At 44.6% G+C, this 23,597-nt stretch carries 23 protein-coding genes; 20 read left to right on the forward strand and 3 right to left on the reverse strand.

Annotation, left to right across the window (positions count from 1 at the left end; genetic code table 11):
* Nucleotides 1–31 precede the first annotated feature (31 nt).
* The 14 genes from purE to ablB all read left to right on the forward strand — a co-directional run bounded on the left by purE (nt 32) and on the right by ablB (nt 14,010).
* Nucleotides 32–520 (forward strand): 5-(carboxyamino)imidazole ribonucleotide mutase, encoded by a 489-nt coding sequence (gene purE, locus ES896_RS15015; RefSeq protein WP_017359824.1) that lies wholly within the window; start codon nt 32–34, stop codon nt 518–520.
* The gene (gene purK / locus ES896_RS15020) at nt 513–1,655 is read left to right on the forward strand and encodes a 5-(carboxyamino)imidazole ribonucleotide synthase (RefSeq protein WP_041093202.1); all 1,143 of its coding nucleotides are present in this window, start codon (nt 513–515) and stop codon (nt 1,653–1,655) included. Before purE ends, purK begins: the two co-directional genes overlap by 8 nt.
* A complete protein-coding gene (gene purB / locus ES896_RS15025; protein ID WP_034664786.1) occupies nt 1,652–2,947 on the forward strand; it encodes an adenylosuccinate lyase in 1,296 nt (431 codons plus the stop codon). The genes purK and purB overlap by 4 nt, the downstream gene beginning before the upstream one ends.
* A 72-nt stretch (nt 2,948–3,019) precedes the next feature.
* A complete protein-coding gene (gene purC, locus ES896_RS15030; protein WP_007496901.1) occupies nt 3,020–3,742 on the forward strand; it encodes a phosphoribosylaminoimidazolesuccinocarboxamide synthase in 723 nt (240 codons plus the stop codon).
* On the forward strand, nt 3,735–3,989 hold the full coding sequence (gene purS, locus ES896_RS15035) for a phosphoribosylformylglycinamidine synthase subunit PurS (protein ID WP_003214349.1): 255 nt from the start codon (nt 3,735–3,737) through the stop codon (nt 3,987–3,989). The genes purC and purS overlap by 8 nt, the downstream gene beginning before the upstream one ends.
* On the forward strand, nt 3,986–4,669 hold the full coding sequence (purQ, locus tag ES896_RS15040; RefSeq protein ID WP_008344292.1) for a phosphoribosylformylglycinamidine synthase subunit PurQ: 684 nt from the start codon (nt 3,986–3,988) through the stop codon (nt 4,667–4,669). Before purS ends, purQ begins: the two co-directional genes overlap by 4 nt.
* A complete protein-coding gene (gene purL / locus ES896_RS15045) occupies nt 4,653–6,884 on the forward strand; it encodes a phosphoribosylformylglycinamidine synthase subunit PurL (protein ID WP_008344291.1) in 2,232 nt (743 codons plus the stop codon). Before purQ ends, purL begins: the two co-directional genes overlap by 17 nt.
* On the forward strand, nt 6,860–8,290 hold the full coding sequence (gene purF, locus ES896_RS15050) for an amidophosphoribosyltransferase (protein WP_008344290.1): 1,431 nt from the start codon (nt 6,860–6,862) through the stop codon (nt 8,288–8,290). Before purL ends, purF begins: the two co-directional genes overlap by 25 nt.
* Before the next feature lie 96 nt (nt 8,291–8,386).
* The gene (purM, locus tag ES896_RS15055) at nt 8,387–9,427 is read left to right on the forward strand and encodes a phosphoribosylformylglycinamidine cyclo-ligase (protein ID WP_017366751.1); all 1,041 of its coding nucleotides are present in this window, start codon (nt 8,387–8,389) and stop codon (nt 9,425–9,427) included.
* On the forward strand, nt 9,424–9,993 hold the full coding sequence (purN, locus tag ES896_RS15060; protein ID WP_008344288.1) for a phosphoribosylglycinamide formyltransferase: 570 nt from the start codon (nt 9,424–9,426) through the stop codon (nt 9,991–9,993). The genes purM and purN overlap by 4 nt, the downstream gene beginning before the upstream one ends.
* A 15-nt stretch (nt 9,994–10,008) precedes the next feature.
* Nucleotides 10,009–11,547 carry a bifunctional phosphoribosylaminoimidazolecarboxamide formyltransferase/IMP cyclohydrolase gene (gene purH, locus ES896_RS15065; RefSeq protein ID WP_135226967.1) on the forward strand — a complete coding sequence of 513 codons (1,539 nt, stop codon included), beginning with the start codon at nt 10,009–10,011 and terminating at the stop codon, nt 11,545–11,547.
* 12 nt (nt 11,548–11,559) lie between these two features.
* Nucleotides 11,560–12,834 carry a phosphoribosylamine--glycine ligase gene (gene purD, locus ES896_RS15070; protein ID WP_019743755.1) on the forward strand — a complete coding sequence of 425 codons (1,275 nt, stop codon included), beginning with the start codon at nt 11,560–11,562 and terminating at the stop codon, nt 12,832–12,834.
* Between the two features lie 120 nt (nt 12,835–12,954).
* The gene (locus ES896_RS15075; RefSeq protein ID WP_008344285.1) at nt 12,955–13,149 is read left to right on the forward strand and encodes a hypothetical protein; all 195 of its coding nucleotides are present in this window, start codon (nt 12,955–12,957) and stop codon (nt 13,147–13,149) included.
* Between the two features lie 15 nt (nt 13,150–13,164).
* Nucleotides 13,165–14,010 (forward strand): putative beta-lysine N-acetyltransferase, encoded by an 846-nt coding sequence (ablB, locus tag ES896_RS15080; RefSeq protein ID WP_071167947.1) that lies wholly within the window; start codon nt 13,165–13,167, stop codon nt 14,008–14,010.
* On the opposite strand, the gene ES896_RS15085 is transcribed toward ablB, so the two are convergent.
* The gene (locus ES896_RS15085) at nt 14,005–15,663 is read right to left on the reverse strand and encodes a PucR family transcriptional regulator (protein ID WP_046526923.1); all 1,659 of its coding nucleotides are present in this window, start codon (nt 15,661–15,663) and stop codon (nt 14,005–14,007) included. The two genes, ablB and ES896_RS15085, sit on opposite strands and share 6 nt — an antisense overlap.
* Nucleotides 15,664–15,854: 191 nt before the next feature.
* On the opposite strand from ES896_RS15085, the gene ES896_RS15090 reads away from it, so the two are divergent.
* Genes ES896_RS15090 through ES896_RS15105 form a run of 4 tightly spaced genes read left to right on the forward strand, consistent with a single transcriptional unit; the run spans nt 15,855 to nt 19,839 of the window.
* A complete protein-coding gene (locus ES896_RS15090) occupies nt 15,855–17,219 on the forward strand; it encodes an aspartate aminotransferase family protein (protein ID WP_019743752.1) in 1,365 nt (454 codons plus the stop codon).
* A 12-nt stretch (nt 17,220–17,231) separates the two neighbouring features.
* Nucleotides 17,232–17,918 (forward strand): CoA transferase subunit A, encoded by a 687-nt coding sequence (locus ES896_RS15095; protein ID WP_008344277.1) that lies wholly within the window; start codon nt 17,232–17,234, stop codon nt 17,916–17,918.
* Nucleotides 17,894–18,559 (forward strand): 3-oxoacid CoA-transferase subunit B, encoded by a 666-nt coding sequence (locus ES896_RS15100; RefSeq protein WP_135226968.1) that lies wholly within the window; start codon nt 17,894–17,896, stop codon nt 18,557–18,559. The genes ES896_RS15095 and ES896_RS15100 overlap by 25 nt, the downstream gene beginning before the upstream one ends.
* Before the next feature lie 14 nt (nt 18,560–18,573).
* Nucleotides 18,574–19,839 carry a peptidase gene (locus ES896_RS15105; RefSeq protein WP_135226969.1) on the forward strand — a complete coding sequence of 422 codons (1,266 nt, stop codon included), beginning with the start codon at nt 18,574–18,576 and terminating at the stop codon, nt 19,837–19,839.
* 195 nt (nt 19,840–20,034) lie between these two features.
* Here ES896_RS15105 and ES896_RS15110 read toward each other — a convergent pair whose 3' ends face one another.
* Entirely contained in the window at nt 20,035–20,256 is a 222-nt protein-coding gene (locus ES896_RS15110) for a YgaP family membrane protein (protein ID WP_008344274.1), read from the reverse strand.
* Between the two features lie 125 nt (nt 20,257–20,381).
* Here ES896_RS15110 and ES896_RS15115 point away from each other — a divergent pair, with 125 nt between their 5' ends.
* Nucleotides 20,382–22,124 (forward strand): adenine deaminase C-terminal domain-containing protein, encoded by a 1,743-nt coding sequence (locus ES896_RS15115; RefSeq protein WP_017366759.1) that lies wholly within the window; start codon nt 20,382–20,384, stop codon nt 22,122–22,124.
* 531 nt (nt 22,125–22,655) lie between these two features.
* On the forward strand, nt 22,656–22,970 hold the full coding sequence (locus tag ES896_RS15120) for a YerC/YecD family TrpR-related protein (RefSeq protein ID WP_007496879.1): 315 nt from the start codon (nt 22,656–22,658) through the stop codon (nt 22,968–22,970).
* 64 nt (nt 22,971–23,034) lie between these two features.
* Here ES896_RS15120 and ES896_RS15125 read toward each other — a convergent pair whose 3' ends face one another.
* Nucleotides 23,035–23,541, reverse strand: a complete 507-nt coding sequence (locus ES896_RS15125; protein WP_135226970.1) for a DUF3916 domain-containing protein — start codon at nt 23,539–23,541, stop codon at nt 23,035–23,037.
* Nucleotides 23,542–23,597 lie beyond the last annotated feature (56 nt).

The following is a 23,597-nucleotide window of genomic DNA, read 5'->3' on the forward strand; positions in this document are numbered from 1 at the left end:
AATCGAATAATAGCTTAAAGGTGGGGACAAAATGAAGCCGCTTGTAGGTGTCATCATGGGAAGTACATCTGATTGGGAAACAATGAAACATGCGTGCGATATCTTAGAGGAATTAAACATTCCGTATGAAAAACAGGTTGTATCCGCACATCGGACACCTGATTTGATGTTTGAATATGCGACTGAAGCAAGAGGTAAAGGACTCAAGGTCATTATTGCCGGTGCTGGAGGCGCAGCACATTTACCGGGGATGGTCGCAGCAAAAACGACACTGCCGGTCATTGGTGTGCCCGTACAATCAAAAGCATTAAACGGGCTGGATTCCTTATTATCCATCGTTCAAATGCCAGGCGGTGTACCTGTTGCTACAGTGGCAATCGGCAAAGCCGGTGCAACAAATGCAGGGCTTCTAGCCGCACAAATGATTTCAGCATTCGATGAAGCCGTTGCAGCACGCCTTGAAGAAAGAAGAGAGCAAACAAAACAAACTGTATTAGAAAGCAGTGATCAGCTTGGCTAAGCAGACCATTTTTCCAAACGCAACCATTGGTATCATCGGCGGCGGACAGCTTGGCAGATACATGGCCGTCAGTGCAAAGCAAATGGGCTACCGTGCAGCAGTTCTTGACCCAGTCAAACTTTCTCCTTGTGGACAGGTTGCTGATACAGAAATCACAGCCGCATACAGTGACCTTGAAGCGATCAGGCAGCTGGCGGACATCAGTGATGTGGTCACATATGAATTTGAAAACATTGACTATGATGCACTCAATCAGCTGAAGGAAGAGGCGTATTTACCGCAAGGAAGCGAACTTCTTCTTTTAACCCAAAACCGTGAAACCGAGAAAAAAGGGATTGTAGATGCAGGCTGTGAAGTCGCCCCTTATCGCATCGTTCATGATGAGAAGGAGCTGGAAGACGCAGTAAATGCGCTTGGTTTGCCAGCTGTGCTGAAAACATGCAGAGGCGGTTACGACGGTAAAGGACAGTACGTGATCAAAGAGAAGGATCAGCTTCATGAAGCGGCTGCACTTCTCACTCATGGGACATGTATTTTAGAAAGCTGGGTTCCTTTCCAAATGGAACTGTCCGTGATTGTGACGCGGTCTGTTCATGGAGAAATTGCGACATTCCCAGTCGCTGAGAACATTCATAAGCACAATATTTTATTCCAAAGCATCGTGCCTGCACGGGTAGATGGCAGCATTCAGGAGAAAGCAAAAGAACTGGCAACAACGCTTGCTGAAAAGCTAGGGCTAGTCGGTACGCTTGCTGTTGAACTGTTCTTGACAAATGAAGGGAAGCTGCTCGTCAATGAACTGGCACCCCGCCCGCATAACTCTGGACATTACACATTGGATTTATGTGAGACGAGTCAGTTTGAACAGCACATTCGCGCCATATGCGGTTTGCCGCTTGGCGGAACAGCTCTTTTATCAGAGGGCATGATGGTGAATTTGCTGGGCGATGAAGTGGACATCCCAAAAGAACATCCTGAGCTTTTAAAGGAAGCGAAGCTTTATCTATATGGTAAACATGAAGTAAAAGCCGGCCGCAAAATGGGGCATATGACATTTATGAAACAGCTTGATGATGAATGGATGGCAAACATCACAAAGATATGGACTGAAAGAGATGGAGGAAACGGGAAATGATCGAACGTTACGCACGACCAGAAATGTCAGCAATCTGGACAGAGGAAAACAAATTTAATGCATGGCTTGAAGTAGAAATTCTCGCTTGTGAAGCTTGGGCAGAACTTGGTGTCATTCCGAAAGAAGACGTTGTGACTATGCGTAAGAATGCAAGCTTTGATATTGATCGTATTTTAGAGATTGAACAAGACACGCGCCACGACGTGGTTGCCTTTACGCGTGCTGTATCTGAATCTCTAGGAGAAGAAAGAAAGTGGGTTCATTACGGGTTAACATCTACAGACGTAGTGGATACGGCGCTTTCATATCTATTAAAACAGGCGAACGATATTTTGCTCAAGGACATTGAGAGATTTGTTGACATACTAAAAGAAAAAGCAAAAGAGCACAAATATACCGTCATGATGGGCCGTACACACGGTGTACACGCTGAACCGACAACATTTGGCCTAAAGCTTGGTCTTTGGTACGAGGAAATGAAGCGTAACTTAGAACGTTTTAAACAAGCAAAAGCCGGCATCGAATACGGCAAAATCTCTGGTGCTGTTGGCACATATGCGAACATCGACCCGTTTGTTGAGCAATATGTATGTGAGAAACTTGGCATCAAAGCTGCACCAATTTCAACCCAAACCTTGCAGCGTGACCGTCATGCAGATTACATGGCAACCCTTGCTTTAGTTGCAACAAGCATTGAGAAATTTGCTGTTGAAATTCGTGGTCTTCAAAAGAGTGAAACACGTGAAGTAGAAGAGTTCTTTGCAAAAGGACAAAAAGGATCATCCGCGATGCCTCATAAACGAAACCCGATCGGTTCTGAAAATATGACGGGAATTGCCCGCGTCATCCGTGGTTATATGCTGACTGCTTATGAAAATGTACCGCTTTGGCATGAACGTGATATTTCTCATTCATCTGCTGAACGCATCATTTTACCAGATGCAACGATTGCACTGAACTATATGCTGAACCGTTTCTCAAACATCGTGAAAAACTTAACGGTTTTCCCTGAAAACATGAAGCGCAACATGGACCGCACACTCGGCTTAATTTACTCACAGCGTGTTCTTCTTGCATTAATTGATACAGGTATGGCACGTGAAGAAGCATATGACACGGTTCAGCCAAAGGCGATGGAGGCTTGGGAGAAACAAGTACCATTCCGTTCATTAGTAGAAGCAGAAGAGAAAATCACTTCACGCTTAACACCTGAACAAATCGCTGACTGCTTCGATTACAACTATCACTTGAAAAATGTCGATATGATTTTCGAACGTCTAGGTCTTGCGTAAGAAATGGGCCGCCTGCTAGTCAGGCGCCTAATCCTGAAAATTGCCAACATTCAAATTAGGAGGCCAATCTGAATGACTGTGAAACAAGAACTTCTCTACGAAGGCAAAGCGAAAAGAATCTATCAGACCGATGACGAGCATATTTTATATGTTGAATATAAAGACTCAGCTACAGCATTTAACGGTGAAAAGAAAGCGGAAATTGAAGGCAAAGGCAGACTGAATAACGAAATTTCCAGCTTGATTTTTCAAATGCTACATGAGAAAGGGATCAACAATCACTTTGTTAAACGCCTATCTGAAACAGAACAGCTCATTCAAAAGGTAGACATCGTACCGCTTGAAGTCGTTGTGCGAAACGTGGTGGCAGGCAGTATGTCAAAACGTCTTGGGATTCCAGAGGGAACGAAACTGGACACACCTTTGATCGAGTTTTACTACAAAGATGATGCACTTGGCGATCCGCTCATTACTGAAGATCATATTCGCATTTTACATGCAGCGACACCTGAGCAGGTCGAGGAAATGAAACAAATCACAAGACAAGTGAATGAAGAATTGAAGCAAATCTTCTCAGATTGCCATGTGAATTTAATTGATTTCAAGCTTGAATTCGGAATAGATCACGAGAATCGTATTTTGCTAGCTGATGAGATTTCACCTGATACGTGCAGGCTTTGGGATAAAGACACAAACGAAAAGCTTGATAAAGACGTGTTCAGACGAAACCTGGGCGGCTTAACAAATGCATACGAAGAAATTTTCAAAAGACTTGGAGGCCATAAACATGTATAAAGTGAAAATTTTTGTCAGCTTAAAAGAGAGCGTTCTTGATCCACAAGGAAGTGCCGTGCAGCACGCTTTGCACAGCATGTCTTATCAGGAAGTAAAGGATGTCCGTATCGGGAAATATATGGAGTTAGTCATTGAGAAATCAGATCGTGACTTAGACACAGTGGTCAAAGAAATGTGTGAAAAATTGCTTGCCAACACGGTGATTGAAGATTACCGCTATGAGGTGGAGGAGGTTGTCGCACAGTGAAGTTTGCAGTGATCGTCTTGCCTGGCTCTAACTGTGATATCGATATGTACCATGCGATTCAAGATGAGTTAGGTGAACAAGTTGAATATGTATGGCACGACGAAACGAGTCTTGATGGTTTTGACGGTGTACTCGTACCAGGCGGTTTCTCTTATGGGGATTACTTAAGATGCGGTGCGATTGCTCGTTTTTCTAACATCATGCCGGCTGTGAAAAAAGCAGCTGCGGAAGGAAAACCTGTTCTTGGTGTTTGTAACGGGTTCCAAATTCTTCAAGAGCTTGGCATTTTGCCAGGTGCAATGAGACGGAATAAAGATCTAAAATTTATCTGTCGTCCAGTTGAACTCATTGTAGAGAACAACGAAACGCAATTTACAAGCGGTTATCAAAAAGGTGAATCGATTACGATTCCTGTAGCACACGGTGAAGGCAACTTCTACTGTGACGAAGACACGTTAGCGAAGCTGATTGAACGAGGCCAAATCGCTTTCACTTACGGTGACGATATTAACGGCAGTGTCAATCGAATTGCAGGTGTAACGAATGAACAGGGCAATGTACTCGGCATGATGCCACACCCTGAGCGCGCGGTTGACTCATTACTAGGCAGCGCAGACGGACTTAAATTGTTTCAATCTATCGTGAAAAATTGGAGGGACACTCATGTCACTACTGCTTGAACCAAGTCACAAGCAAATTAAAGAAGAGAAATTGTATCAGCAAATGGGATTGAGTGATGAAGAATTCGCTTTAATCGAATCCATTATTGGCAGGCTGCCAAACTACACAGAAACGGGTATCTTTTCTGTCATGTGGTCAGAGCATTGTAGTTATAAAAACTCAAAGCCTGTTTTAAGCAAATTCCCGACAAAAGGAGAGCATGTTCTGCAAGGTCCTGGGGAAGGCGCTGGAATCGTTGATATTGGAGACAACCAAGCGGTTGTATTTAAAATCGAATCACATAACCATCCATCTGCAATTGAACCGTATCAAGGAGCGGCAACAGGTGTCGGCGGAATCATCCGTGATGTATTCTCCATGGGTGCTCGTCCAATTGCGGTATTAAACTCTCTTCGTTTTGGTGAACTGACTTCACCGCGCGTGAAGTACTTGTTTGAAGAAGTAGTGGCAGGGATTGCAGGCTATGGAAACTGTATCGGTATTCCAACAGTCGGCGGAGAAGTTCATTTTGATCAAAGTTATGAAGGCAATCCGCTCGTTAACGCGATGTGTGTAGGGTTAATCAACCATGAAGACATCAAGAAAGGGCAGGCAAAAGGTGTTGGCAATACGGTCATGTACGTTGGTGCTAAAACGGGACGTGACGGGATTCACGGTGCAACATTTGCGTCTGAAGAATTTTCTGATGAATCAGAAGAAAAACGTTCAGCGGTTCAAGTCGGCGATCCGTTCATGGAAAAGCTTTTGCTTGAAGCATGTCTTGAAGTCATCAAAAATGATGCGCTTGTGGGCATTCAAGATATGGGAGCGGCTGGCTTAACTAGCTCAAGTGCAGAGATGGCAAGTAAAGCCGGTTCAGGTATCGAAATGAACCTAGACCTGATCCCTCAGCGTGAAACAGGCATGTCAGCGTATGAAATGATGCTGTCTGAATCCCAAGAGAGAATGCTGTTGGTCATTGAAAAAGGCCGTGAGCAAGAAATCATTGATATTTTTGAAAAATATGATCTTGAAGCAGTCTCAGTCGGTCATGTGACAGACGATAAAATGCTTCGTTTACTCCATCAAGGAGAAGTAGTGTGTGAGCTTCCAGTTGATGCACTTGCAGAAGAAGCACCGGTTTATCACAAGCCGTCAAGTGAGCCTGCATACTATCGCGAGTTTTTAGAAACAAAAGTGGAAGCTCCAGCGATTACAGATGCAGCAGATACATTGAAACAGCTGTTAAAGCAGCCAACGATTGCGAGTAAAGAATGGGTTTACGATCAATACGACTATATGGTTCGTACAAACACAGTCGTTGCACCTGGCTCTGATGCGGGCGTGCTCAGAATCCGTGGGACGAAAAAAGCTCTTGCGATGACAACAGATTGTAACGCACGTTATCTCTACCTTGATCCAGAGGTTGGCGGTAAGATTGCCGTTGCAGAAGCCGCACGTAACATTGTCTGCTCAGGCGCTCGTCCGCTTGCAGTAACAGATAACTTGAACTTCGGTAACCCGGAGAAACCAGAAATCTTCTGGCAGATTGAAAAATCTGCTGACGGCATCAGCGAAGCTTGCCGTACATTAAGTACACCGGTCATCGGCGGTAACGTCTCTTTATATAACGAGTCAAATGGAACAGCCATTTACCCAACGCCAGTCATTGGTATGGTTGGTTTGATTGAAGATACAGCTCATATTACGACTCAATCGTTCCAACAGGCAGGCGATGTGATTTTCGTCATTGGTGAAACGAAGGAAGAATTTGCAGGCAGTGAGCTTCAAAAAATGACTGAAGGCCGTATCTACGGAAAAGCACCAGAAATTGATTTGGATGTAGAGCTGGCGCGTCAAGAAGCCCTATTAGCAGCGATTCAAAACGGACTTGTTCAGTCAGCACATGATGTGTCTGAAGGCGGTCTTGGTGTAGCACTAGCTGAAAGTACATTTGGAACAGATGGTCTTGGCGCTGATATCCAGATCGATCTAAACAGCGCAGCATCACTATTCAGTGAATCACAGTCACGTTTTGTCGTCACAGTGAAACCAGAAAATCGCGAAGCGTTTGCTGCGGCTGTGCAAGATGCAAAAGAAGTCGGAACGGTCACAAATGATGGTGTATTCACTGTCAAAAATCAAGAAGGACAACAATGGATTCATGCGGCAGTCAACGAGCTTGAACGCGCATGGAAAGGAGCGATCCCATGCTTGCTGAAATCAGAGGCTTAAACGAAGAATGTGGCGTCTTTGGGGTTTGGGGACACGAAGAAGCCCCGCAAATCACATATTACGGATTGCATAGCCTTCAGCACCGAGGACAAGAAGGTGCGGGAATTATTGCAACAGACGGTGAAAACCTGACGTCACACAAAGGCCTTGGACTGATTACGGAAGTGTTCCAAAACGGTGAGCTTAAGGATTTAAAGGGAAAAGGTGCGATCGGACACGTTCGGTATGCGACAGCAGGCGGAGGCGGCTTTGAGAATGTGCAGCCCCTCTTCTTCCGCTCGCAAAACAATGGCAGTCTTGCCCTTGCTCATAATGGAAACTTGGTCAATGCAACGCAATTAAAGCAACAGCTAGAGAACCAAGGAAGTATTTTTCAAACGTCTTCTGATACCGAAGTGCTTGCTCACTTAATTAAGCGCAGCGGATATATGGATTTGAAGGATCAAATCAAAAATGCTCTGTCTATGTTAAAAGGAGCTTATGCTTTCCTAATCATGACGGAAACAGAAATGATCGTAGCGCTTGATCCGAACGGATTACGCCCACTTTCACTTGGTATGCTTGGGGATGCTTATGTTGTCGCTTCTGAAACATGTGCATTTGATGTCGTCGGTGCTACCTATTTACGAGATGTAGAGCCTGGCGAAATGCTGATCATTAATGATGAAGGCTTAAAATCTGAGCGCTTTTCGATGAACATTAACCGCAGCATGTGCAGCATGGAATACATTTATTTCTCAAGACCGGACAGCAATATCAATGGCATCAACGTGCATAGTGCGAGAAAGAATCTTGGCAAGAAGCTTGCAGAAGAAGCACATGTCGAAGCAGATGTCGTGACAGGTGTGCCAGACTCCAGTATTTCTGCAGCGATTGGTTATGCCGAAGCAACAGGTATTCCATATGAGCTAGGTTTAATTAAAAACCGTTATGTCGGCCGGACATTTATTCAGCCGTCTCAAGCATTGCGTGAGCAGGGCGTGCGAATGAAGCTGTCTGCCGTGCGCGGGGTGGTCGAAGGCAAACGTGTCGTCATGGTGGATGATTCCATCGTACGAGGAACAACAAGCCGCCGAATTGTAACGATGCTAAGAGAAGCGGGTGCGACGGAAGTGCATGTACGCATCAGTTCACCGCCAATTGCTCATCCGTGTTTTTATGGAATTGATACGTCTACACACGAAGAGCTGATTGCGTCATCTCATTCAGTGGAAGAAATTAGACAGGAAATCGGTGCAGACTCCATTGCATTTTTATCTGTAGACGGTTTAATGGACGGGATTGGCAGAAAGTATGATGATCCGCAGCGCGGTCAGTGTTTAGCATGCTTTACTGGAAAATACCCGACCGAAATTTATGAAGATACTGTCCTTCCTCATGTGAAGGAAACAGTCCTGACGAAATAATCGAATAATGGAGCAGCAGTCAACGTGATTTGATATGCTGCTCTTTCATTCTGCCGAAAATACATGAAAGACAAGCAGATAAAAGGAGTGAATGGGATGTCAGAAGCATATAAAAACGCCGGTGTCGACATCGAAGCAGGATACGAAGCCGTTAAACGAATGAAAACACACGTAGAACGTACAAAAAGAGCAGGTGTCATGGGGGCTCTAGGCGGATTTGGCGGTATGTTTGATTTATCTGAACTGCCATACAAAAAGCCCGTTCTTGTCTCAGGAACAGATGGTGTTGGTACGAAATTAAAGCTCGCTTTTTTAATGGATCAACACGATACGATCGGTGTAGATGCTGTTGCTATGTGTGTGAACGATGTACTTGCACAAGGGGCAGAGCCGCTCTTTTTCTTAGATTACTTAGCAGTTGGAAAAGCAGATCCTTTGAAAATTGAATCCATCGTCAAAGGTGTAGCTGACGGATGCGAGCAGTCTGGTTCAGCGCTTGTCGGCGGAGAGACAGCAGAAATGCCGGGTCTTTACACAGAAGAAGAATATGATATTGCCGGATTTTCTGTAGGTGTCGTTGAAAAGGATGAAATCGTCACAGGGGAGAATATCAAGGAAGGGCATTTGCTGATTGGACTCAGCTCTAGCGGCATTCATAGCAATGGCTATTCTCTTGTAAGAAAAGTATTGCTTGAAGATGCGGGTCTAGATCTTCACCAAACGTATGAACCTTTTACAAGACCACTTGGAGAAGAGCTGCTTGAACCGACGAAGATTTATGTCAAGCCTGTTCTTAAACAAGTGAAAGCTGGCAAAGTTGACGGTATGGCACATGTGACAGGCGGCGGCTTTATTGAGAATTTACCACGTATGCTGCCTGAAGGACTTGGTGTGGAGATTGATAACGGCTCATGGCCAGTTCCGCCTATTTTCTCCTTTATCCAAGAAAAAGGGCAATTGAAAGCAGAAGAGATGTTCAATGTATTTAATATGGGTATCGGCTTTGTCCTAGCCGTCAAAGAGGATGATCTCGTCGATGTGATCAGCGGACTTGAACAAGACGGAGAGAAAGCCTTTCTTATCGGACGAGTTCAAAAAGGAGAAGGCGTCACTTTCGGTGGTGGAAGCCTCTCATGAAAAAGTTTGCGATCTTCGCCTCTGGAAGCGGGACAAATTTTCAAGCCATTATTGATACGTTAAAAGAAGAACAGTGGCCGGCAAAAGCCGCCATTGTGATCTGTGATAAACCGGGTGCGAAGGTGCTGGAGCGGGCAGAGAAAGAGGGCATTCCGTCCTTTTCTTTTACGCCGAAGGCTTTCCCGAGTAAAGCCGCTTTTGAGCAAACCATCATTGAACAGCTGAAGCTGCATGAAGTGGAATGGATTTTCCTCGCTGGGTATATGCGACTGATCGGTCCGACATTGCTTGATGCATTTAGAGGGAAAATCGTGAATATCCACCCATCTTTATTGCCAGCATTTCCTGGACTCGATGCGATTGGACAAGCCTATCAAGCAGGAGTCAAAGTGGCTGGTATTACGGTTCATTATGTCGATGAAGGCATGGATACCGGCCCGATTATTGACCAAGCAGCCATTCATATTGAACAAGGGGAAGACCTTGAATCCATTGAAAAAAGAATGCATGAATTAGAACATACACTATATCCAAAAGTGATCAAATCACTTTTAGAATTATCTTAATGAGGTGACAAAGGCATGACGATCAAACGCGCATTAATCAGTGTTTCCGATAAAACAAATCTTGTACCTTTTGTGAAAGAACTAACAGAACTTGGCGTTGAAGTGATTTCAACTGGTGGTACACACAAACTTCTTCAAGAGAACGGCATTGATGTCATTGGTATTTCTGAAGTGACTGGCTTCCCAGAAATCATGGACGGACGTCTCAAAACGCTTCATCCGAACATTCACGGTGGACTGTTAGCAGTGAGAGAAAACGATGAGCATATGGCACAGATCGAAAAGCACGGCATTCAGCCGATTGATCTTGTCGTTGTGAATCTATATCCATTCAAAGAGACCATTTCAAAAGACGATGTCACGTATGAAGAAGCGATTGAAAACATTGATATTGGCGGTCCGGGTATGCTTCGTGCTGCTTCTAAAAACCATCAGGACGTCACTGTGATTGTAGACCCGCGTGATTATGATTCTGTCGTTCAACAAATCAAAGAAGGCGGCGTCTCACTAGAGAAAAAACGTGAGCTTGCAGCAAAAGTATTCCGTCATACAGCTGCTTACGATGCCCTGATTGCGGATTATTTAACGAACTTTGTTGGCGAAACAGAGCCAGAACAGTTCACAGTCACATTTGAGAAAAAGCAATCTCTCCGTTATGGAGAAAACCCGCACCAAGCGGCGACGTTCTATGAAAATGCGCTTCCAAGCAAAGGCTCTTTAGCGACTGCAACGCAATTACATGGAAAAGAACTTTCCTACAACAACATCAAAGATGCAGATGCTGCTCTTCAAATTGTACGTGAATTTACGGAGCCAGCGGCTGTGGCTGTAAAGCATATGAATCCGTGCGGCGTTGGGACAGGGGAAACGATTGCAGAAGCATTTGATCGCGCATTTAAAGCAGATGAAACGTCTATTTTCGGCGGCATTGTGGCGCTTAATCGTGAAGTAGACAAGCAAACGGCTGAGGTGCTCCATACGATTTTCTTAGAAATCGTCATCGCACCATCGTTCAGCCAAGAAGCACTTGATGTGCTAACAGCGAAAAAGAACCTTCGTCTACTAACATTAGATGTAGAAGCAGATCTTGGGAAAAAAGAAAAGCAGCTCACAAGTGTTCATGGTGGATTGCTCGTTCAGGATGTCGACACATACGGCTTAGAGGAAGCAACGATCTCTATCCCAACGAAAAGAGAGCCGACTGAAGACGAATGGAAAGACTTAAAGCTCGCTTGGAAAGTCGTCAAGCATGTGAAATCAAATGCCATCGTTCTAGCGAAGGATCAAATGACAGCAGGTATTGGTGCTGGTCAAATGAACCGTGTTGGCTCGGCTAACATTGCGATTGAGCAAGCAGGTGAAAAGGCAAAAGGGAGTGCACTAGGTTCTGATGCGTTCTTCCCAATGGGCGATACAGTAGAAGCTGCTGCAAAGGCAGGCGTCACAGCGATCATCCAGCCAGGTGGTTCCATTCGTGATGAAGAATCGATCCAAAAAGCAGATGAATACGGCATCGCCATGGTCTTCACTGGCGTTAGACATTTCAAACATTAAGGGGATGACAGTGTGAACGTATTAATTATCGGCAGAGGTGGAAGAGAGCATACCATCGCATGGAAAGTGAATCAAAGCGAACTTGTCAGCCAAGTATTTGTCGCACCCGGCAATGATGGAATGACAGACGCTGCGAAGCTTGTACCGATCGACGAGGGCGATCATGAGGCGTTAATTCGTTTTGCAAAAGACAATAACATTGGCTTAACAATTGTCGGTCCAGAGGTTCCTTTAATTGCAGGTGTCGTCGATGCATTTGAAGAAGCAGGTCTAAAGGTATTTGGACCGAATGCAAAAGCCGCAGTCATTGAAGGCTCAAAAGAATTTGCAAAAGACTTAATGAAAAATTATGATATCCCGACAGCCGCTTACGCCACTTTTACATCGTTTGAAGAAGCGAAGGCATATGTGGAAGAAAAGGGTGCCCCAATTGTCATTAAAGCAGATGGACTTGCCGCAGGAAAAGGCGTGACAGTGGCAATGACGCTTGAAGAGGCAATCAACTGCCTGCATGACTTTTTAGAGGATGAAAAGTTTGGCGATGCGAGTGCATCGGTTGTCATTGAAGAATTTTTAACGGGTGAAGAGTTTTCTCTGATGGCCTTTGTCAATGGAGAAAAGGTGTATCCGATGGTGATCGCACAGGATCATAAACGTGCATTTGAAGATGACAAAGGACCAAACACCGGCGGGATGGGCGCTTATTCACCGGTTCCACAAATTTCTGATGAAGTCGTACAAAAAGCGGTGGAAGACGTCGTCAAACCAGCAGCTCGCGCGATGGTGCAGGAAGAGCGTTCGTTTACAGGCATTTTATATGCGGGCTTAATGCTGACACCAGAAGGCTCTAAGGTCATTGAGTTCAATGCACGCTTTGGCGACCCTGAAACGCAAGTAGTGCTTCCTCGTCTTGAATCAGATCTAGTTCAAGTCTTCCTAGACATTCTAGATGGAAAAGATGTGGACTTGCAGTGGAAAGACACAGCCGCTGTCAGTGTCGTTCTTGCATCAGAAGGATACCCGGAAGACTACGCAAAAGGCACACCAATCGGTGCTTTGCAAACAACGGTCTCTGATGTCGTCACCTTCCACGCAGGAACAAAAAAGGAAAACGATCAATTCGTCACAAATGGCGGCCGTGTAGCAAATGTGACCGCATTTGACGACACATTTGAAGCGGCAAGATCAAGAGTGTATGAAGCGGTTGAAGAAATCATTCAGCCAGGTTTATTTTATCGCCGTGACATTGGCGCCCGTGCGCTGAAGGCAGCGGGGAAAAACGTTTAATCAAAACACCTTTCTATCTGACGAGATGGAAAGGTGTTTTTTCTTCTTCTGTTCATAGGAGGGATGCGGGCAGATGATGAAGAAGTAGTATGGGATCACGAATAGATTTGGGGAGGCAACATGGAAATCAAAGCATTTATCATCTTTGCAAACGTCATGCTTGTTTTATATCTCATAACTATAAATAACATCATGGTGACTGCCATTAAGCAGAATAAATTGAAAAAAGGCTTTGCCATTAGTTATATGATCCTATCCATTTTTTCTGGCATTGCTATTTCTTCATTTTTAATTTGGAAGTTTTTCATTAGCTAAGAGGGGAATGAGTGTATGGTGCAATTGAAGAAACTTGCAAACGAGCGTTTTTCTGCTTTGATCTGTATGGATCCATTTAATGAGCGAATTCGTTTGGATGACTATAGCGGCAGGGTGCAGGATGTGATTCAGTCCGTGCTTCAGGAAGCGGCGGACTGCAAGGCGTCTAAGGTTATTGTAAAAGTAAGGCGCGAGCATATGCTTCTTTTTTTAGCAAAAGGCTTTCGGCTTGAAGGGGTGTTTTCTCATTATTTTCTCGGAAGTGATGCATACGGCATGTCGCTCTTTCTGACCGAAGATCGAATGAACAGCCCATTTTGGTTGAAGGAAGATGAAATCGTTGCGTCTATTCAAGAAAAGCCGATTAAAAAAGACCAAGGCGTGTGGCAGGATGAGTATGTGATGAGGAAAGCCGGTCCAGAGGATGTGCACAAGCTGGCAGCGCTCTATGATACGGTCTTTGAAACGTACCCCACGCCAATGAATGAGCCAGATTACATCCGAAAGGTAATGGAGGAAGGGACGGTTTTTTATGCCGTTGAACATGACGGTCAACTTGTAAGTGCCGCATCCGCTGAAATCAATGTACCGTATGGTCATGCAGAACTAACAGATTGTGCAACCCTTCCCACATACAGAAAACTAGGATTCATGCATCATTTGATTCTAGCCCTCGAACAAGAGCTTCAATCCATGCACATTTATGTCTTTTATTCTCTTGCCCGTGCACTGTCCTATGGAATGAATCAAGTATTTTATCAGCTCGGGTATACATACACCGGACGCTTTCAAAACAACTGCTATATTTTTGACAAAATTGAAGATATGAATCTATGGGTCAAAACGCCAAATGAATCATGAAATGGTTCTCATCTGATCAAGAAGACCAGATAGGCGGTACGCCATGATACTTAGCTGCAGCTTCATCCGATCATCAGTGGATTTGAGGCTGCAGCCTGTTCTCGTTTCAATTTGTTTCAACCGGTAGCTTAACGTATGCCGGTGAATAAACAATTCCCCCGCTGACTTTTGAATATTTTCATTATGTGCCAAATACACTTCGAGTGTATGAATGAGGTCAGCTCCTTGTTTTTTTGTATAAAGCAGCGGGCTTAACAGCTCCACATAAAAGTCATGCAAATTCATTCCGGCTTCGTTCATTTCAAGCAGCATCCCATATAGACCGAGCTTCTGATAATGAATGATGCTGTCATCTGTTTTCAAAAGAGGAAGAAGCCTTGCTGCATATTGGGCTTCTTTTGCACTTTTAGCAAAGAGACTGATCTGGTCGTAGGCTCTTCCAATGCCAATCACAATGGGATGGACGGGGAAAAAATAAGACCAAGTACTGCGGCATTCTTCTGATGCGCGATACCAATTTGTTTCTTGATACGTGTTTTTTCCTGCGGGTGTCAGAACGAAAATGGAATCAAGCCTTGCCTTTAATAAAAAGGGAATTTGTCTGCGTTCAAAAATGGATGTGAGCAATTGGGATAGGCGCTGCACCATTTGATGGTCGAGCTGTGTGTGCTGATGCTGAAATTGAAAGTAGATGACGACTTGTTCTTCGCTCATATCATATTGCAGCTTTCTTGCTTGTTCGATGACATAACTTTCTTCTGTGTATTGCTGTTGCAGCATATCATCCAATAAATGCCCCTGCATTTGGTTTTCTGTATCTTGAATGGCTTTTTGTTTCAACCATTCAATCGCATACACCGCACCGGCATGCTCAATGGCGATGGCATCGAGATGGTGCCACGTCTCTTTTTTCTTTAACGCCACAATGAACCCGAAAATATCCCCCATTGCAATCACGGGGCATGCAGCTAGAACAAACGCACCATATGTGTCATAGACGAGCCGGCCTTTTTCCTCTGCCTGCTTGAGCAGAGAAGAGGTTTCAATCGGTTCGTCATCTGTTAGAAAGCCAAAAGCAGGAGAATAGGTCACTTCGTCTGTTTCGAGATGAGCTGCTGTTTGGTGCAAAAACACATCCAGTACGACGATATTTGCTGCTGTGAGATGTGCCAGTTCATCTGTAATTTGCGTGACATTTTTATTGCTCACATTTAAATGGGTCAGTCTTTGATGAATCGCGGAAGAATATTTGAGCTGATGGAGCTGACTGCTGACGATTTGTTCTAGAACGGCTTTTGTGATGTCTGAAAAATTGACATGGGGCGGAATCTCGATGAGCGGAATACCGCTATTTTCGGCGGCTTCAATGAGTGATGCGGGAATTTCCGTTAAGTACACGCCTTTATAAATGGCAATGGCTGAAAGACGATGAGATTGAATCAATTTTTCAAGCCGGATGCGTCTTTCTTTATTTTCTGTCAGCCCAAATCCAGTTGTAACAAGTAATTCTCCTTCGGAAAGTCTAGACGTGTCCTCAATAATTTCCACAATGGTCACCCACTGGATAAGACGATCCAGTCCATTTTCTCCAGCAAGCAGTTTGGTTTCTTTCATCATATCGAGCGAGAGTGCATCTTTGACGAGAATCGCCATAGACTCATGACCTCCTTTTGAACACTCTTATACACCATGTATAAAAAACACGTGTGAAATTCGGGCATATGGCGAATGGAGGATGACTGCCCTCTTGATTAAGCTAATCTTATACCAAGTATACAAAATTTTCTTGCGATTCATGTAAAAAGAAAAGTGCAGCTGCTGACAAGAGAGGGAGGAATGACAAAGTGGAGACCCGGGATTACTTAATCAAACCGATGTTAAATCAGCAATATCCTGTGGCTGTGAGAGGAGAGGGGATTTACTTATATGATCGGGACGGAAAAAAATATATAGATGGCTCATCAGGGGCAGTCACGGCAAGTATTGGACATGGCATACAAGACATTATTGATGCGATGACGGAGCAAGCGAACAAGGTGAGCTTTACGTACAGGTCACAATTTACGAATGAACCAGCGGAAGAACTAGCGTATGAATTGAGTACACTTTGCCCAGGTGATCTGAACTGGTCTTTTTTTGTAGGGAGTGGTTCAGAAGCAACGGAGACTGCTATGAAAATGGCGATACAGCATTGGCAGGAGCAGGGGAAGACGGAAAAAAATCATATCATCTCAAGATGGATGAGTTACCACGGCATTACATTAGGGGCGCTGTCGATGTCAGGTCATATTGCAAGGAGAGAGCGTTTTGAACCACTGCTTGAAAAGCACCCAGTGCTGTCTCCGCCCTATAGCTACAGGTCATGGCTGCCAAAGGAAGACAGCAAGCAGGTCGAGTGGTATGTCCAGGAATTTAAAACCGTCATCCAGCGTATAGGAAAAGAGAGGATTGCCGCATTGATCGCCGAACCGATTGTTGGCGCAGCGGGAGCGGCGCTCCTGCCGCCAGACGGTTATTTCGAAGCGATGAAGCGTGTCTGTGAAGAAAACGACATTTTAATGATCGCAGATGAAGTCATGACGGGCTTTGGACGAACTGGAAAAATGTTTGCGATGGAACATTGGGGCACGGTACCAGATATCATGGTTCTTGGAAAGGGAATGAGCGCAGGTTATTCTCCAATCGCAGCAGTTGTCTCAACGGATCGTGTGATGGCACCGATTATCAGCGGCTCCGGCTCTGTCATGGCAGGGCACACATATAGTGCCAATCCGCTTTCAGCAGCCGTTTCATTAGCGGTCATTCGATATATGAAAAAACATCAGCTTCCCGACCGGGCTGACCTTTCTGGGCGATATCTGATGAATGCTTTAAAAGATCTGCAAGTCAATCATTCCATCATAGGAGATGTGAGAGGGAAGGGATTGCTTATTGGCATTGAGTTTGTCGCAGATCGTTTATCCAAAACGCCATTTCCTGCACATGCTCAGATAACCAACCTCGTCGTTGAAACGGCAAAACAAAATGGACTGCTGGTGTATCCAGCAAGCGCTGGAGAGGATGGAGTTGGAGGCGCAGCAGTTATGATCGCACCGCCGCTTTCCATCACACAGCAGGAAATGGATGAACTCATTGATTTATTCGGGCAGACCATCACACAAGTCGAACAAGAAGTGATCAATCGAGGGTTTTTCCCATCTGCTATGTAAGGAGGAACGAACATGAACAAAACTGTGGGTTTGGATGAAGTGATGACGCGATTAAAAGATGGCATGACCATCATGTTTGGCGGATTTGGCGGCGTGGGTTCACCACCATCGTTGATTGATGCCATTTTGGAAGCAAATATTCAAGATCTGACATTGATCGGAAATGATGCAGGTTTCCCGCAAATTGGTGTGGGCCGGCTCATCACAGAAGGAAGAGTGAAAAAAATCATCGCCTCTCATATCGGCTCAAATCCCATTGCCGGACAGAAAATGCAGGCTGGTACATTAGACGTTCATTTTTATCCGCAGGGCATTCTTGCAGAAAAAATCAGAGCAGGCGGAATGGGTCTGGCGGGCATTGTGACAGATGTTGGGATGGATAGCCTGAATCTCGATGAGAAACAATTGGTTGAGCTGAATGGGAAGAATTATATGTTGGAGCCTGCGCTCACAGCGGATATTGCCATCGTCAATGCCTACAAAGCAGATGAAGTGGGAAACCTGATTTTTGATAAAAGCGCACGGAATACAAACCCGATTGTGGCGATGGCAGGAGACTGGACCATTGCGGAGGCAGAAGAAATTGTGGCAGCGGGGCAGCTCGATCCAGAAGAAATCGTGACGCCAGGCGTATTTGTGAATCAAATCGTGCAATCAAAAGGAGTGAACTGGACATGGGCATGGGAGACATCGATTTAAGACACCGCATTGCCAAAAGAGCAGCACAAGAAATTGAAGATGGCATGATTGTGAATCTTGGGATCGGCATTCCGACCCTAGCAGCAGATTACATTCCATCACATTACGAGGTGGGGCTGCATGCAGAAAACGGCATTATGGGTGCAGGAGCCTCGCCTTTGCAAGGGGAAGAAGATCCGAATTTATGCAATGCGGGCGGTTTTCCCATTACGTTAACAAAGGGCGGCTCGTACATGGACAGTACGACTGCTTTTGGCATCATCCGAAAAGGAATGCTGGATATGACGATTTTGGGTGCACTTGAAGTAAGCAGCCAAGGGGATCTTGCCAATTGGATTGTACCGGGGAAAAGAGTACCGGGTATGGGCGGAGCGATTGAGCTGGCGCAAAAAGCGAAAAAAGTGGTAGTGGTGATGAGCCATCTGGATAAACACGGTCGATCTAAAGTGAAATCGACTTGTACATTGCCCTTAACCGCTAAAGCGTGTGTCGATTTGATTATTACGGATATGGCGGTCATTGAGGTCAAGTCTCAGCTGCTCATTTTACGTGAAGTCATGCCGCCATTTCAGCCGGAAGATGTCATAAGGGCGACTGAAGCGCCATTAATTTTAGCGCCTGATGTCAAATCTGTTGTGTAGAAAGGATGAACGACTTGCAGCCAATGACACGTATCAGAAACTGGATGAAAGAGCATCAGGATGAGGCCATTACGCTTCTTCAGCAAATGGTGCAATGTGACAGCACCCAAGGAAATGAAGAAGAGGTTCAGCAGATCGTGGCCAATAAACTGTCCGCCGTTGGCTTTGATGTAGACGTTTGGGAAATTGGCGGCGATGAATTACTAGAGCATCCTTATTTTTATTCCCCGCGCCGATCTTTTCAAGGGAGTCCCAACGTTGCTGGGCGATTGAAAGGAAAAGGTGGCGGCAAATCGATTTTATTAAACGGGCATGTAGATGTGGTTCCGGCAGGAGATAAGAATCAATGGACATATCCGCCTTACAGCGGGCATATCATAAACGGGAGACTTTATGGACGCGGGGCAACAGATATGAAAGGCGGAAACGTTTCTTTACTCTTTGCGCTTGAGGCACTGCATGCGCTTCAGATTCCCCTGAAAGGAGATGTGGTGTTTCATAGTGTCGTCGAAGAGGAAAGCGGCGGAGCAGGCACACTTGCAGCGATATTGAAAGGGTACACAGCGGATGCTGCCATCATTCCGGAGCCAAGTCATATGAACATTTTTCCGATTCAGCAAGGGTCAAAGTGGTTCAGGTTGCATATTAAAGGAAGGGCAGCTCATGGCGGAACAAGGTATCACGGTGTTTCTGCTATTGAAAAGAGCACGGTGGTTCTTTCTCATATAGCGGCACTAGAAAAAGAAAGAAATCAGCGAGTGACGGAGCCGCTGTTTCAGCACATCCCGATTCCAATTCCGATCAACATTGGAAAAATTCAAGGCGGTGATTGGCCGTCCTCTGTCGCCGATCTTGTCACAATGGAAGGCAGGCTTGGTGTGATGCCAGGTGAGACAGTTGAGCAGGCAGAGAAGGAATTAGAAAATTGGATGACTGGACTCGCTGAAAAGGATGATTGGTTTCAAGAACATCCTGTGGAGGTGGAGTGGTTTGGTGCTAGATGGCTTCCGGGGTCAATCGACTCTGATCACCCGCTTTTAGGTCTATTGAAGGAACAATATGAAGAGGTCATGCAGCACCCGCCAAAGGTGGAAGCAGCCCCTTGGGGGACAGACGGCGGATTACTGTCACAAGCAGCGGATATCCCAATCATTGTGTTTGGACCGGGAACGACAGAGCTTGCCCACTTCCCAAATGAATCTATTGAGATCAAACATGTCATTGAAGCAGCAGAAATCATTGCTGGTACATTGGTCAAATGGTGCGAAGCAGCGGAATGATTCACACACAAAAAAAGAAGGCTGTCTACTCAGCCTTCTCCAGCGTTTAGATAAACCCTGGCATTCGCCCGCTGGTCTGTGCGCCGGTGCTCGCCCTTCCTAGACTTCAAAGGTTTTCATGTCACGCTGAAAGGAAGACAAAGAGCTAAAATAAAATTCATTTTAGCTCTTTGTCAACAATCTGAAGAAGGCTGTCTACTCAGCCTTCTCTTTATGTGTATTCTGCTGCTCACACATATAGGTCACTGGACAAAAACGAAGAATACCAGATCCCAATTTTAATCCGCCGAGCATGATGCCAAAAAGCAGCATTTTACTCCATGGTTTTCGAGCATATAAGGAACCAGCTACAGTACAAATCGTCATTCCGCAGGCAATTCTCATGAGCGCTTCCATTAAGCCAAGATTAGGTTTCATTGCAAGTGATTCTCCTTTTTTAAATTATTTTAAGTGTGATTTCAAGAAATTGTAACGTTTCATTAATGCGTAACGTGGTTCGTTATGTTACGATAGGGCTAATACAAATGAAGGAGAGTATGTGAATGTCCGAACGTACTTTTAATTGGAGAAACAATGACATCCGCACACAAATCGATGTAGTCGACTCAAAAATAGTTCCAACACTCCTTTTAACGAATGGACTCGTGCTAAACCCGTTTTTGAAGCAATGGGTGAAGGCAAATATTTGGATACATGATGATCGAATTGTTTATGTCGGAGCAGAGCTTCCTCAAAATAAATCAGCTAAACGTGTGATTGATTGTGAAGGTAAATACATTGTGCCGGGGTATATTGAACCTCACGCGCATCCGTTCCATATTTATAATCCCCAATCACTTGCAGAATATGTGTCTCAATTTGGCACAACAACAATGGTCAGCGATAACTTATTTCTTCTTTTGCAAAGCAACGAAAAGAAAGCGCTTTCCACTCTATGCGAATTAAAAAAGCAGCCATTTCAGTACTTCTGGTGGTCTAGATACGATCTTCAAACCGAGGTCAGGTATGAAGATGAGATGCTTCCTATTAACTATCGGAAAGAATGGATTGATCATCCCGACGTCCTTCAAGGCGGCGAATTAACGAGCTGGCCAAGATTAATGGACGGTGATGATCTCATTTTATATTGCATGCAAGAAACGAAGAAGCAGAGAAAACGAATTGAAGGACATTTCCCTGGGGCTTCTGAGAAAACGCTAACAAAAATGAAGCTGTTTGGAGCGGACAGTGATCATGAAGCAATGAATGCAGACGATGTGCTCAAACGCTTGTCTCTTGGCTATCATGTGTCGTTGCGTCATTCTTCCATCCGCCCAGATTTAGTGAACATTTTAAGAGAGTTGCATGAGCGTGACTTTAGGCACTACGATCACTTTTTCTATACAACAGATGGATCAGCACCTCATTTTTATGAAGAAGGCATGATCAATCGTCTCATTTCCATTGCCCTTGAAGAAGGCGTGCCTACTATTGATGCGTACAATATGGCAACCTTTAACATTGCGAAATACTATCAAATTGATGACTTATTAGGCGTGGTCGGTCCTGGCCGATTGGCTTCTTTGAATATTTTAGATGATCCGATGAATCCAAATCCAGAAACGGTGATTTCTAAAGGGGTGATCCTTAAATTAGAGGGGGAGAACCAGCATCAATTCCAAGAGACAAAATGGGAAAATGGCGGGCTCGAACCATTAGATTTAAGCTATGACCTGACGATGAGTGACTTGCAATTCTCAATGCCGCTCGGTGTCAAAATGCGAAATGCTGTCATTATGGAGCCTTATACAGTGGAGATTGATAACTCTGTCAATCAGCTGTCCTGTGACCATGATCAAAGCTTCTTCAGTCTGATTGATCGAAAAGGCGAGTGGCGCGTGAACACAATGTTAAAAGGATTTGCAAACAAGGTGCAAGGGTTTGTCAGCTCATTTTCAACCACTGGTGACATTTTAGTGATTGGGAAAAATAAAGATGATATGATGCTTGCTCATAAGCGAATGAAAGAAATTGGCGGGGGAATTGTGCTCACAGAAAACGGAAAGATTTTGCATGAAATCCCGCTGCAATTATCAGGCTGTGCATCAGCTGAATCGTTTGAAACGGTTCTTCAGCAGGAGCAAACGTTACGCGAGCTACTCATTGAGCGCGGGTATCCATTTGACTGCCCGATTGATACACTTGTCTTTTTCCAAAGCACACACTTGCCGTATATTCGGGTGACACCAAGAGGAATATTTGATGTCATGAAAAAAACTGTACTCTTTCCGTCTATAATGCGTTAAAATATAACAGAGTGGAGCTGTATCATATTTGCTAGATTTTTGACCGCTGTTATAGGGCAGAAGTGAGCAATGGATCTCTTCGCTGCTAGATATGGTGACAAAGCATAGGGCTTTGACATGACGAATGAAGTGCCCAATTGTAAAATGAATCTGTCGGTTACGCTGGCCGACCAACATATTTTGAATAATTAAGCAAGGCGGGGCGCAGGTTTGTCGTCTCGCCAAGCTTTCTACACATACTGTTTTTTAGGGAAAGACTTAACAGAGCAGAAGTGTTCTAGATATCGGAGGCAAACAAGTTTGTCAGATTGTCGCACAAGGAATATGACAAAACTTGTCGAATTTGTTTACGATAAAGAAGCTTCGGCTTACGAAAGAACCTGATGGCATTTTCAGCGTAGAACCAAACCTGTCATGATTCGTTCAAAGCTCATTGCTGAGGTTGAAAAAAATGAGTCAGGAAAGATACCGCTTTCTCGGAAAAGTCAGTGCGGAGCGGTGTGCCAATAGTAAAGGAGAAGATGTATAAAGATGCAAATTGATAAATTAAGGGGCAAAAGCTTAGATCAGCTATTCAACTCCATCTTATCCCTTAAAGACCTGGAAGAATGTTATCGATTTTTTGATGATTTGTGCACCATCAATGAAATCCAATCTTTATCACAGCGTCTTGAAGTAGCGCGTATGCTTCGCGAGGGAAATACGTATCACAAAATTGAAACGGAAACAGGTGCAAGTACAGCCACTATCTCACGTGTCAAACGCTGCTTGAACTACGGAAATGATGCCTATACGATGGCACTTGACCGCGTAGCAGAGCAACAAGCAACGGACGAAACAAAATAAAGCAGCTTTCACTGCAAATATTCTTTATGATTTGTCGTTTTGAAGTTGAACAAAAAGAGCCGTTTCATTTGAAATGGCTCTTTTTGATATCATCAAGTTCCCCCATAAACCATTGTTCACCTTCATAGGACACTTCATCGTCATCAGTGATTACTTCCTTAAAACCGATGGTTCGCATATTTTGTGCAACAGATAAATCCCATTCTTTTTGAATATTTCTCTGATCAGAAAGGGGAAGCCATGTCTGATACTTATCTTGTCTGTTGAAGAAATCTTTCACATAAGAATCCCCTTTAAACACAATGATTTGTGAATGCCATAATCCAGGCAGATCGACTGCGACCACGACACGATATATTTCTCCGTCGTTTGGTTTCAAATCAATGAGATGCTCAGCTCTATTCAATAGAGTTTGAATGCATAGACGTTTGATCTTTTTCGGTGTTCTGTTGGACGTCATAAAATCATAAGCCGCTGGTAGAGGCAGATGCCAGTAGTCAGAAACATTCGCCGGAAACGACTGCGTATTTGCGTTCATTTCTTTTATGATCTGTTGAGTCTTTCGTTTCATACCGCGGACCTTTTTTCACGCATACTCTTTCTCCTTATCATAGATCTATTAAGTTC

Source organism: Bacillus sp. 005/A4HT-01/001, from assembly GCF_004634445.1.
GTDB lineage: Bacteria > Bacillota > Bacilli > Bacillales > Bacillaceae > Bacillus > Bacillus altitudinis.